Consider the following 11,946-nt stretch of genomic DNA (forward strand, 5'->3'; position numbering starts at 1 on the left):
GACTAACGGAGACGAACAAGCCGCTCTCCGGTCCGGCGGGCGGCTAGTGCAGCCAGCGGGGGGGCTCGCTGCGGTCCGAGCGGTCCACGGGCCGGATGTACGAGGAGCGGCGCCGCGAGGAGCGCTGCTGCAACGCGAGGCGAAACTTCAACCAGAGCCGACGGAGCGACTGGCGGATGTACACGAGCATCAGCCCCTGGGCGATGAAATGGGGCAGATAGCGGTTCACTCCATAGAAGAGCGCGAAGAGTACCGTCCCGCCGACCGTGGCATAGATCAGGGTCCGGCCGCGGAGGGGCAGCACGAAGTAAACGAGCACGTCTTGATTTGGGTGGAGTACGGCCCAGGCGATGATCAGGGCCGTCACTAGAGCCCAGGGACCAACCGCGACGACGCCGGTCAGGCCCGGAGAGAGCAGCTTGGCCACAAGGCAGGTGGCGCCCCCGGTGGCCACGGCCAGCCCCAGGTACACGGCCAGGAAGCGGACCGGCCCCCAGGCCCCCGTCAGGTCGCGGCCAAACCACCAGAGGCCCAAGCAGGCAAAGATGAGGGACAGGGGGTCGGTCTCGAAAAAGACCCAGCTCAGGAGCCGCCAGACCTCTCCCGCGAACACCCGCTCCGGGAAGAGCACGGCCGTCTCCAGCAGGGGCAGGCCGTTGCGCAGGCTCACCGCGCCCAGGATGGAGCCGCCAAAGGTGAGGCCGATGAGCAGGGCGACCACCACCGGCACCCGGCCCCCCAGGACATAGAAGTTTCCGCTCAAGGCCCGTACCGACCGCATCTTGTAATACTACCCGGGAACCGCCCCCGCAAAAGAACCCTTGAGCAGACCCCCGCCGCCGTGCGACCCTAAGGCCATGAAGATCTCGCCCATGGACATCCAGCGGCAGACCTTCGCCCGCAAGCTCCGGGGGTTCGACCGCGAGGAGGTCCGCACCTACCTGAGCCTGGTGGCGGAGGAAGTGGCGGCGCTGCAGCGCGACCGGGACACCTTCGAGCAGCAGGTCCAGCAACTGCACGGGCTCATGGACGAGCACCGTGAGCGTGAGGTCATCCTCAAGAACACCCTCCTCACCGCGCAGAGGGTCTCCGAGGAGATTCGCGACAACGCGCGCAAGCAATCGGAGAGCGTGGTGCACGAAGCGGAGTTGCAGGCGGACCGACTTCTGGAGCTGGCCCAGGACCGGGCCCACGAGGTCGAGCGGGGAATCCTGGACTTGCGGGGCCAGCGGAGCTCCCTCCGCACCGACATCCGGGCCCTCATCACGCGGCTCACCCACCTCCTCGACCTCCAGGAGGAGGCCGAGCTGGAGGACAACCTCCGCTTCCTCAAGCGCCGCGAGGAGGCCCAGTAGCCGCGGCTCTGGATCTCCGCCAGGTGGAGGGGGCGGTGATGCTCAGGGTGCGGGTCCAGCCGCGGGCCTCCCGGCCGGGGGTGGCCGGTGCGCGCGCGGGTGCCCTCCTGGTGCGGGTGTCCGCGCCTCCCCTGGAGGGTGCCGCCAACGAAGAGCTTCTGCGCCTGCTGGGCCGGGAGCTGGGGGTGGCACCCTCGGCCATCCGGATCCTCCGGGGGGCCGCCGGACGTGAGAAGGTCCTCTCCGTCCGGGGCCTGACCCCGGAGGCGGTCCGGGCCCGCCTGTGCTCGGTCCTGGGGGACGCGCGGGCGTGACCAGCGCCGATCTCATCGTTCGCAACATCGGTCTCCTCGCCACCCTGGCGGGGCCGGTCCCGCGTCGGGGCCCGGCCTTGAGGGACATCGGCCCGCGGGGGGAGGCCGCCCTAGCCGCGGCCGGCGGCCGCATCGTCTGGGTGGGCGCCGACCGCGCCCTCTCCTCCGAGGTGTCGCCCGCCCAGGGCGCCACCCTCGTCGATGCCGAAGGGGGGGCCGTGATCCCCGGGCTCGTGGACCCCCACACCCATTTGGCCTTTGCCGGGGACCGCGACGAAGAGATCCGCCGGCGCCTGGCCGGGGCCAGCTACCAGGAGATCGCGGCCTCCGGAGGCGGCATCCTGCAGACCGTCCGCGCCACCCGGTCTGCCTCCCGCGAGGAACTGGCCGACGCCATCGAGGCGCGCCTGGACGAGATGCTCCTCTGCGGCACCACCACCGCGGAGGTGAAGAGCGGATACGGCCTGGAGACCGCAGCGGAGATCCGTTCGCTCGAGGCCATCCGGGCCGCGGCCGCGCGGCACCCGGTCACGGTGGTGCCCACGTTCCTCGGGGCCCACGAGGTGCCGATGGAGCACCGCGGCGCTCGGGAGCGCTATCTGGACCTCCTCGTCCAGGAGATGATCCCCGCCGTAGGGCAACACGGCCTGGCCGCCTTCTGCGACGTCTTTTGCGAGGAGGGGGTCTTCACGGTGGCGGAGAGCCGACGCGTGCTGGAGGCGGGCCGGAGGGCCGGCCTGGGCTTGCGCCTCCACGCCGACGAGCTCACCTGGACGGGAGGGGCGGAGCTCGCGGCCGAGCTCGGGGCGCGCTCCGCCGACCATCTGATCTTCGTCTCCGAGGCGGGGATGAGGGCCCTGGCCGAGGCCTCCTGCGTAGCGACCGTCCTTCCCTCCGCCGCTTTCTATCTTCGCCTCGGCCGCTTCGCCCCCGCCCGCGCGTTGGTGGAGGCCGGTGCCCCCCTCGCCCTGGCCAGCGACGTCAACCCCGGAGGGGGCTTGTCGCCCGCCCTCCCCTTCGCCATGGCCGTGGCCTGCTTCTCGATGGGCCTGGCCCTCGAGGAGGCTCTGTCCGCCGCCACCGTGAACGCCGCCTACTCCCTTGGGCTGGCCGCCGACGTCGGGAGCCTCGAGGTGGGGAAGCGGGCCGACCTCGTCCTGTTGCGCTCGGCGCGCCTGCTCGACCTCATCCGGGTGGGGGTCTCCGCCATCCGGGCCGTGGTCAAGAACGGGCGGTTGGTGGTGCGGGACGGGCGGCGCCTCCCCCTGGGACCGCCTTGACCCGGGAGACACGAACCATGCCTCGGGTCTTCGTCCAGGACCTGGTCAAGACGTACCCCGGGCGACGGAAGAGCCCGCCCGTGGAAGCGGTGCGCGGGATCTCGTTCGGGGTGGAGGCGGGAGAGTTCTTCGGCCTGCTGGGGCCCAACGGCGCGGGCAAGAGCACGACCATCGGCTGCATCAACACCCTCGTGCGGCCCACCTCCGGCCGGGTGCTCATCGATGGCGTGGACGTGGTCGCGGCTCCCCGCGAGGCGAAGCGCCGGATCGCGGTCGTGCCCCAGACCCGCAACCTAGACCGCGACTTGACCGTCCGCGAGGTGCTGACTTACCACGGGCGATACTTCGGCCTGCCCGCGGCCGAGAGGGAGGCGCGGGCGGACCGCCTTCTCGCGGAGATGCAGATCGAGGACAAGGGGGGTGCCAAGCCGCTCACCCTCTCCGGGGGGCAGCAGCAGCGGGTGATGATCGCCCGCGCCCTCATGCACGACCCCCGGGTCCTCCTCCTCGACGAACCCACGACCGGCCTCGACCCTCAAGCGCGGCGCATGCTCTGGGAGACGCTGCGCGGGCTGCACCAGAAGGGCCTGACCCTCATCCTGACCACCCACTACATGGAGGAGGCGGATCGTCTCTGCGAGCGCCTGGCCATCATCGACCATGGTCAGATCCTCACCGTCGACACCCCGGCCGCCCTCAAGAAGGGGCTCCCCGGCGGGCAGATCCTGGACGTCTGGGTCGACGCGGCCGCGCCCCTGGGCCCTCGTCTCTCCACCATCGCGGGCGTGATCCGCGTGGAGGCGGTGGGCCAGGACGGGCAAGATGGCGGGGAGCGGCTGCGGCTCTTCGTGGACCCCGGGGACGGCCTTCTCGACCGTGTCCTCCATGCCATTCGGGACGCGGGCGGCCTCCTCCACCATGTGAGCCTCACCTCTCCCAGCCTGGAGGACGTTTACATCCATCTCACCGGCAAGGAGCTGCGGGAGTGAGCGGGGAAGGGCAGCCCGCAACCGGGTCTTCGCGCATCAGGAGAGAGGAGATCGAGCCATGACCGCCTTCCTGGCCCTGCTTCGGCGCGACCTGCACGTGGCCTCGCGCAACGCGGTTCCCCTGCTTGTGGCCACCCTCACGCAGCCGATCTTGGTCGTGCTCGTGTTCGGCAACATCCTGCCCCGGCTGCACCTGGTGGCAGAGGAATTCCGCACCGTCATCGTGCCCGGGCTCATGTCCATCACCATGCTCATGGCGGGCGTGCAGGGAGTCCTCCTGCCCCTGACCATCGACCTTTCCGGGAGCCGGGAGGTGGACGAGCGGATCCTGGCCCCCATCACCATCTTGGGGGTGGCCATCGAGAAGGTGTTGGCGGGGGCCATCCACGCAGGCGTGGCCGGACTCACCGCCCTCCCCGCCATGATGGTCCTCATGCACCGGGTGAGCGGGGTAGACGTCCACCCTCACTGGGCCGTGCTGGCCCCCTTGGCGGCGGTGAGCGGCGTCCTCTCCGCCGCCTTCGGCCTGACCCTGGGCACGCATGTCCCGCCCCGGTTCAGCGGCCTGCTCTTCGCGGTCGTGCTGGGGCCGCTGATGCTCTTCGGCTGCGCGTACTACCCCTGGGCGGCCCTGGGCGCCTTGGGCCCCCTGCAGTATCTCTTCCTCCTGAACCCGCTCGTGTTCATGAGCGAGGCCATGCGGTGGGGAGTGACGCCCGACGTTCCCCACATGCCTCCCCCGATCCTCCTCACCGGCCTCCTCGGCTTTGTCCTTCTCTTCACCTTCCTGGGCGCCCGCTCCTTCGAGCGGAGGACCATCCTCTAGCGGTCTAGAACCTCAGGCCGACGGCCAGCGAGAGCAGGGAGTCATTCTTGACGATGGCCTTGACCTGGACGTAGGGAATGACGCGACCCGAGCGGAAGCCGATCCCCCCCAGGAGGTCCGCACCCACGTCCGTGCTCGTGCCCGCCCCGTCCGGGTGGACGCGCACGAAGGCCACGCCCGCGCCCAGCCAGACGTACGTCGAGCTGTGGGTGGGGAAGTCGTAGTGGAAATCACCGTTGAAGGTGATGTAACTGCCGTTGTCCACGAACACGTACTCGACGTTGGGGTTGAAGTAGAAGTGGGGGGCCACCCGAACCAGGAGCTCGCCGCCCAGGAATGGCTTCTCCACCTTGGTGTAGTAGCCACCCCGCACCCCGAACATGACCTCATCGTCGTGCGCGAAAGCGACCCCCGACAAAGGGGCCAGGCACAACCAGGCGGTCAGGAACGTAAATAAGGAGCGCGTGAATCTCATGCTTTCCCGCCTTTCTGGAACTTGAGTCGAAGCCCGCCGTGGAAGCTTGGGCTGCTTCAGCTTCTCGGTCGCGGGTCCTGACCGATGAGGGGCCGGGCCTGAGCGGCCTTGTCGGCCGCCGCGCGACGCGATGCTCCCTTCAACCTAGGCAAGAGACGCCGCCTTGTCAAAGCCCGATGGGGGGACCTGTGACGGAGAGCACTGTGACGGAGAACACACCCCGCGGGCTTGCTCAGCGGTGTTGGGTGAGGGCCTCGGCGAGGGCGGAGAGGGAGGAGACGCGCGGGCAATCGACATCGGAATAGAGGCCGGCGGAGTCGAGGAGCACCGCGCGCAGGCCCGCCGCCCGCGCGCCCTCCACGTCCACGTGGTAGAAGTCGCCCACGTGGACGGTCGCCTCGGGCCGGGCCCCGCTGCGGGCGAGGGCGATCTCGAAGATCCGGGGGTCGGGCTTCTCCACCCCTTCTTCCTGGGAGTCGAGGACGGTGCGGAAGAAGGGCGCGAGGCGGACGCGCTCCAGGAGAGCGCGCAGGGTGCCGTTTGCGTTGGAGACCACGGCCAGCTGCAGACCGGCGGCGCGGACGGCGGTGAGGGCGGGGATCGCGTCCTTGGGAACGCTCTCCCAGAGGTTATGGCGATCGTGGTACGCGCGAAGCTCGGCCAGGGCCGCGTCGGTCCCCGCAGAGCGGGCGACGCCCGCGCCCTCGAGCACGAGCTCGAGGTAGGGGAAGACGCGCGCGGCGTCGGTGGTGGCCCGCATGCGCTCGCGGGTGTCCAGGGCGCGCTTGACCCGTGGCTCGGCGGCGGCCAGGGCCGCCGCCTCCACCGTCACGCCCTCGCGGGCGAGGGTCGCGCTCACGCGGCCCCAGTGGGGATAGACAAGGACTCCACCCGCGTCGAGGAAGAGGGTCTCGAGGGGGGGGTGCGTCCAATCCATCATCAGATGTTATGATTTCGGACCGAGTGGCCCAAACCGTCGTGAGCCGGACCATGCGTTGGGCGCGCGCGGAGCGGAGCGGGGGGCCCGCGGGCCGCGTCGTGCTCGTCGCCCTTTGGCTCGCCTCCTGCGGAGGCACCTCGTCGGGCCCCAAGGCGGCGACGCCCCCGGCCACCTTCCCCTCCTCACCCGCCGGCCTCCCCAACATAATCATCATCCTGGCCGACGACCTCGGTTACGGCGACATGAGTGCCAACGGCCCCTCCCGGCTGAAGACCCCCAACCTGGATCAGATGGCCGCGGAGGGGGTGCGCCTCACCGGCTTCGACGTCCCCGCAGCAATCTGCGCCCCTTCGCGGGCCGCCCTCATGACCGGGCGCTATCCGGTGCGGACGGGGATCTTCTGGAACCCTCCCGTGCGCCTGAATCCGGGGGAGATCACGATCGCCGAGGCCCTAAAGGCTCGCGGGTACGTCACCTCCATGGTGGGGAAATGGCACCTGGGCTGGGACCGCGACGACATGCCCACCCACCACGGCTTCGACTTCTACTACGGCATGCCCGCGGGCGAGGACCCGAACTACTTCATGAGGCAGGACCAGATCACCAACGATGGCGTGGGCCTGGAGGAGCTGGCCTGGCGCTACACGGTGGAGGCGGTCGACTTCATTCACTCCGTTCGGGATCGCCCCTTCTTCCTCTACCTCGCCCACCGCTCCCCCCACACGCCGCTCTACGCCTCCTACCGCTTCGCGGGCACCTCCTCGGCGGGAATCCTGGGAGACGTGGTGGCGGAGCTGGACTGGGGGGTGGGGGAGGTGATCCGGGCCCTCCGCGAGACGGGCCATGATCGGGACACGTTCGTCTTCTTCTTCAGCGACAACGGGCCGGACCTGAAGGAAGGGTCGGAGAGCGGCTCCGCGGGCCCGTTCTCGGGCGGAAAGGGCTCTCCCCAGGAGGGGGGATTGCGCGAGCCCGCGATCGCCTGGTGGCCGGGGCGCCTTCCCGCGGGCAAGGTGGTGACGGAGCCCACCGTCAGCATGGACCTCTTCCCGACGGTGTTGGCCCTGGCCGGGGGCACCCTGCCCACGGACCGAAACTACGACGGGCAGGATATCTTCAAGGTGCTCACGGGAGAGGTGACGATGATCCCGGGGCCGGGGGTGGACGGGGGCCGCGAGCTCCTCTCCTGGGAGGGTGAGGCCGCGGTCGCCCTGCGCACCGGCAAATGGAAGTACCTGGGACCGGGGTTCTGGCAGCTGACCCCCGGCTTCTACGACCTCGAGGCCGATCCCGGAGAGAGGAACGACCTCTCGGCCGCCCAACCCGACCTGGCCCGGCGCATGAAAGATCGGCTGGCGGAGGACTTCCTCGAAGTCACCCGCGGCAAATGAGGCGGTGGGCGCCTCTTCTGGGGGCGGCGGCGCTGGTCCTGCCCCTGGTCGGTTCCTGCGGCTCGGGTTCTTCGCCCGCGGCACCCGCGCCGCCGCAAGGGATCGTGTTCGTGGGAAGCACGCCCGGCTCGGGGGGCGTGGTCACCCTCGAGTGTCCCTTCCACTTGTGCGGGGACGGCCCTTTGAACCTCTCCCTCCGGGTGGTTTCCTCCGTGGCCGTCCCCAATGCAACTGTCCGTTCCCGTTTCCTGGACACGACGGGGAAGGAATGCGCATTCGTTTTCGCGACCCCCCGCCAGGACGTGGCCGCCAATCAGCCCGTCACTTTCGACTCCACGCGGGCGCTGCTCACGTTCGCGAGCGCCGGGGTGCTCGCCTGCCCGCCGCCCTTCACCACCACCACCATCGACGCCAACCTCATGAGCGCGGGCAACACCATTGTGCTGGGGTCGTCGCTGACGGTCGGCTACACCTTCGCCCTCCCTCCGGAATAGCCCCGCGCCCGATCGGGCTTCCGACCCCCCGTCGACCCGGCCGCGGTCGCCGCCCGGGATGAGGAGGGCCGAGACGGCCACCTCCCGCCGCGCTCCCGGCCGCGAAGTCGCTTCCGGGCCGGGGCCGGCCGCGCGCCTGCCCTTCGCGGCCAGTGGGGGCCGTGGCATACTGCAAAGCGGTGCCCGCCCTCGAGAGCCTGATCGACACCGCCGGCAGCACCTTCCGCGAGAACCGCGCGCACATGGAGCGCCTGCTGGTGGATCTAAGGGAGCGCCTGGCCGCGGCCCGGGCGGGGGGCGGAGAGGAAGCCGTGCGCCGCCACCGCGAGCAGGGCAAGCTTCTGGTGCGGGAGCGGATCGAGCGCCTGCTCGATCCCGGCACTCCCTTCCTGGAGGTCGCCGCCCTGGCCGCCCACGGCCTCTACGAGGGAGCCGCGCCTTCGGCGGGGATCGTCACCGGCATCGGGCGCGTGCGCGGCCGCGAGGTCATGGTCGTGGCCAACGACGCCACGGTCAAAGGGGGAACCTACTTCCCGCTCACGGTCAAGAAGCACCTGAGGGCCCAGGAGATCGCGAAGGAGAACCGGCTGCCCTGCCTCTACCTGGTCGACTCGGGCGGGGCCTTCCTTCCCCTCCAGGCCGAAGTCTTCCCGGACCGGGACCACTTCGGCCGCATCTTCTACAACGAAGCTCAGATGAGCGCGCAAGGGATCCCCCAGATCAGCGTGGTCCTGGGCTCCTGCACCGCGGGGGGCGCCTACGTGCCCGCCATGAGCGATGAGACCGTGATCGTGAAGGGCCGGGGGACGATCTTCCTGGCTGGTCCGCCCCTGGTGAAGGCGGCCACCGGCGAGGAGGTGAGCGCAGAGGAGCTGGGGGGCGCGGACGTCCACTGCCGGACGAGCGGGGTGGCCGATCACTACGCCCGGGACGACGAGCACGCCCTGGAGTGGGCCCGCGACATCGTGGGGCGGTTGACCACACGGAAGGAGCTGCCCTGGGAGGTGGAGGCGATCCAGGACCCGCTCCGCGACCCCCAGGAGCTGGGAGGGGTCGTCCCTCCCAATCTCCGCCTGGCCTACGACGTCCACGAGGTGATCGCCCGCATCGTGGACGGAAGCGAATTCAGCGAGTTCAAGGCCCTCTATGGCACCACCCTGGTCACCGGCTTCGCCCGCATCATGGGCTACCCGGTGGGGATCCTCGCCAACAACGGCGTGCTCTTCTCGGAGAGCGCGCTCAAGGCCACCCACTTCATCCAGATGTGCAGTTTGCGCCGGATGCCGCTGATCTTCCTCCAGAACGTCACCGGCTTCATGGTGGGCCGGGAATACGAGCACAAGGGGATTGCCAAGGATGGGGCCAAGATGGTTCACGCGGTCGCCAACGCCAGCGTGCCTAAGTTCACGGTGATCATCGGAGGGAGCTTCGGGGCGGGAAACTACGGCATGTGCGGGCGCGCCTACCAGCCGCGGCAGCTCTGGATGTGGCCCAACGCCCGGATCTCGGTGATGGGCGGGGAGCAGGCAGCGTCTGTGCTGGCCCAGGTAAAACAGGAGCAAAGGGAGCGGCGGGGCGAACCAATGACGGCGGCCGAGCTCGAGGCCTTGAAGGCTCCCACCCTGGCCAAATACGAGGAGGAGGGGAGCCCCTACTACTCCTCGGCCCGGCTCTGGGACGACGGGATCATTGACCCCGCGGACACACGCACCGTCCTGGGCCTGGGCATTTCGGCTGCCCTCAACGCTCCCATCCCGGAGACGCGCTTCGGGATCTTCAGGATGTGACCGCCCGCCCCTACCGGGCCCTCCGCTACCGGGACTTCCGCTGGCTCTGGATGGCCCAGCTCGTCTCCCTCACCGGCACCCAGATGCAGACGGTGGCCCTCCACTGGCATGTCTACCTCCTGACCCATTCGCCCCTGGCCTTGGGGCTGGTGGGTCTGACCCGCGTCCTGCCCGTGATCGTGTTCTCCCTCTGGGGCGGGGTGGTGGCCGACCGCCATGACCGCCGGTGGGTCATGTTCACGGCGCAGGCGGTGATGGCGGTCGGTTCGGCCGCCCTGGCCGCCCTCACCTTCGCCGGCCAAGAGACCCTAGCCACCCTCTATCTCCTCAATGCGCTCCTGGCCGCAGCCTCCGCCTTCGAGAACCCGGCCCGGCAGGCCCTCATCCCCCGCCTCGTTCCCCGGGAGGACCTTCCGGGGGCGCTCTCCTTGAACCTCACGATGTTCCACGCCGCCCTCATCGGTGGACCCGCCCTCGCCGGGCTGCTGATCGCGGGCAGTGCGGCCCGCTTCGTTCCTGGGCCTCACCACGCCGCGGCGGCCGCGGGGAACACCGCCTCCCTGGCCCAGATCTACACCCTGAACGCGCTCTCTTTCCTGGGGGTGCTGACGGCTCTCCTGGTCATGAAGACCTCGGGCAAGACGGAAGGGCCGACGGGGGCCCTGGAGCGGCCCCTTCAAGCCCTGAGGGCGGGCCTGCGCTTCGTCCTCACCACTCCGATCATGGTCTGGACCATGGGCCTCGACTTCTTCGCGACCTTCTTCGCGGGATCGTTGTCGCTCCTGCCCATCTTCGCGGACCAGGTCCTCCATGTCGGGCCCGCGGGATACGGATGGCTGGTGGCCGCCCCCGCCGTGGGCGCCCTCCTCGGCGCCCTCTACACGTCGATCCGGCCCCTGCCCCGGCGGCAGGGACGGGTCCTGCTCTACGCCATCGCCGCCTATGGCATCAGCACCGTGGTCTTCGGCTTCTCCCGAAGCTTCCTCCTGACCTTTCTCGCCCTCGCGGTGAGCGGGTTGGCCGACCTCGTCTCCACCGTGATCCGACAGACCCTCCGTCAGCTCATCACCCCGGACGGGCTTCGCGGGCGCATGACATCGGTGAACATGATCTTCTTCATCGGCGGCCCCCAACTGGGCGAGCTGGAGGCCGGCCTGGTGGCTTCGCTCTTCGCCTCCGTGGTGATGGGGGTTACGGTCTCGGTGGCCTCGGGAGGGGCGGCCACCGTACTCGCGGCCGCAGCGGTGGCGCTAGCCACGCCCATCGTCAGAGATTACGAGCTCGCGGGGCCCGCGCACATACCCTGAGCACCAAAGCCCACCGCATTGATCAAAGATTGCGGGCTGTTTCAGCACCAATGAGGCGTTGGGGCCGACCTTGCCGGCGAGCAATCACTTTTGGCCGCCGGCGCAGGAGCCGAACGGCGAAGAGCTGTCTTGGCGACTGACGAGCGCCTGGACTTGTTCATTGGTCGTGAAGCCGGGATCAGTCTCATGGAGCGTAAAGCGCGCGGCCCCCAAGAACTTGTCGCGGTCTTCCAGTCGCCCAGCTTTTTCTGCTGCTTTCGCCAGCCGGCCGTAGGAGAGTCCGAGACTACTGAGTACCAACCGCTTCTCATCGTCGCTTGCGTCCTTCAGAATTGCAGATGCAATGAGATTTAGCGGTTCATGGGTGCACTCAACCGTGCTGTAGTCCGCCTGACGATATGCCATCTCGAACCGAGCTTCTAGCGCTTGCCGCTCGAATTCTAGGCTCATGCGTAGGAGCGGACGCACCTTCGTCGTCATCTGGTAACCAAACATGACGACGGCTCCCAGAACAAAGCCCGTGGCAAGGAGACTGGCGCCGCGCCACATTCTGCGCAAGAGACCTCCTGTGGACCCGTCAATGACGCCGCAGGCCTCTTGTTGCCTAGAGCCTCATCATCGTGGGGGTCCCGCGGTGGCGCCCGAGTCATGGCCTTCGCTCGACACCCCGATCCCCTCGACGAGCGCATCGAGCACTTCCTTCGCCGCGGCCCGGGCCCGTTCGTCGCCCGCGTTGCACGTGACCAGCACTGCCGCGTGCAATTGCGGGATCACCACGATCTCCGCGT

General features: G+C 69.3%; 13 protein-coding genes. 9 read left to right on the forward strand and 4 right to left on the reverse strand.

What is annotated here, in order from left to right; genetic code table 11:
* Window positions 1-43: 43 nt before the first annotated feature.
* Window positions 44-781: a rhomboid family intramembrane serine protease gene (locus VN461_13720; protein ID HXB55841.1), complete on the reverse strand. Its 738-nt coding sequence runs from the start codon at window positions 779-781 to the stop codon at window positions 44-46.
* Between the two features lie 76 nt (window positions 782-857).
* On the opposite strand from VN461_13720, the gene VN461_13725 reads away from it, so the two are divergent.
* The 5 genes from VN461_13725 to VN461_13745 are packed head-to-tail and all read left to right on the forward strand — an operon-like array spanning window position 858 to window position 4,764.
* The gene (locus VN461_13725; GenBank protein ID HXB55842.1) at window positions 858-1,355 is read left to right on the forward strand and encodes a DivIVA domain-containing protein; all 498 of its coding nucleotides are present in this window, start codon (window positions 858-860) and stop codon (window positions 1,353-1,355) included.
* A 38-nt stretch (window positions 1,356-1,393) separates the two neighbouring features.
* The gene (locus tag VN461_13730; protein ID HXB55843.1) at window positions 1,394-1,669 is read left to right on the forward strand and encodes a DUF167 domain-containing protein; all 276 of its coding nucleotides are present in this window, start codon (window positions 1,394-1,396) and stop codon (window positions 1,667-1,669) included.
* A complete protein-coding gene (hutI, locus tag VN461_13735) occupies window positions 1,666-2,949 on the forward strand; it encodes an imidazolonepropionase (GenBank protein ID HXB55844.1) in 1,284 nt (427 codons plus the stop codon). Before VN461_13730 ends, hutI begins: the two co-directional genes overlap by 4 nt.
* Window positions 2,950-2,966: 17 nt before the next feature.
* Entirely contained in the window at window positions 2,967-3,938 is a 972-nt protein-coding gene (locus tag VN461_13740; protein ID HXB55845.1) for an ABC transporter ATP-binding protein, read from the forward strand.
* Between the two features lie 58 nt (window positions 3,939-3,996).
* Window positions 3,997-4,764, forward strand: coding sequence for an ABC transporter permease (locus tag VN461_13745; protein ID HXB55846.1), 768 nt, complete (start codon window positions 3,997-3,999; stop codon window positions 4,762-4,764).
* Between the two features lie 4 nt (window positions 4,765-4,768).
* Here VN461_13745 and VN461_13750 read toward each other — a convergent pair whose 3' ends face one another.
* Together VN461_13750 and VN461_13755 are read right to left on the reverse strand one after the other, a co-directional pair.
* On the reverse strand, window positions 4,769-5,239 hold the full coding sequence (locus VN461_13750) for a hypothetical protein (GenBank protein HXB55847.1): 471 nt from the start codon (window positions 5,237-5,239) through the stop codon (window positions 4,769-4,771).
* Between the two features lie 232 nt (window positions 5,240-5,471).
* Complete coding sequence (locus VN461_13755) at window positions 5,472-6,179, reverse strand: HAD-IA family hydrolase (GenBank protein HXB55848.1); 708 nt, start codon at window positions 6,177-6,179, stop codon at window positions 5,472-5,474.
* A 50-nt stretch (window positions 6,180-6,229) separates the two neighbouring features.
* Here VN461_13755 and VN461_13760 point away from each other — a divergent pair, with 50 nt between their 5' ends.
* From VN461_13760 to VN461_13775, 4 genes are all read left to right on the forward strand, one after another.
* Window positions 6,230-7,570 carry a sulfatase-like hydrolase/transferase gene (locus VN461_13760; GenBank protein HXB55849.1) on the forward strand — a complete coding sequence of 447 codons (1,341 nt, stop codon included), beginning with the start codon at window positions 6,230-6,232 and terminating at the stop codon, window positions 7,568-7,570.
* A complete protein-coding gene (locus VN461_13765) occupies window positions 7,567-8,064 on the forward strand; it encodes a hypothetical protein (protein ID HXB55850.1) in 498 nt (165 codons plus the stop codon). The genes VN461_13760 and VN461_13765 overlap by 4 nt, the downstream gene beginning before the upstream one ends.
* A gap of 179 nt (window positions 8,065-8,243) precedes the next feature.
* Window positions 8,244-9,851, forward strand: a complete 1,608-nt coding sequence (locus VN461_13770) for a carboxyl transferase domain-containing protein (protein HXB55851.1) — start codon at window positions 8,244-8,246, stop codon at window positions 9,849-9,851.
* Window positions 9,848-11,158 (forward strand): MFS transporter, encoded by a 1,311-nt coding sequence (locus VN461_13775; GenBank protein HXB55852.1) that lies wholly within the window; start codon window positions 9,848-9,850, stop codon window positions 11,156-11,158. The genes VN461_13770 and VN461_13775 overlap by 4 nt, the downstream gene beginning before the upstream one ends.
* An 84-nt stretch (window positions 11,159-11,242) precedes the next feature.
* Here VN461_13775 and VN461_13780 read toward each other — a convergent pair whose 3' ends face one another.
* Window positions 11,243-11,716, reverse strand: a complete 474-nt coding sequence (locus VN461_13780) for a hypothetical protein (GenBank protein HXB55853.1) — start codon at window positions 11,714-11,716, stop codon at window positions 11,243-11,245.
* Window positions 11,717-11,946 lie beyond the last annotated feature (230 nt).

The organism is Vicinamibacteria bacterium (assembly GCA_035570235.1).
Classification (GTDB): domain Bacteria; phylum Acidobacteriota; class Vicinamibacteria; order Fen-336; family Fen-336; genus DATMML01.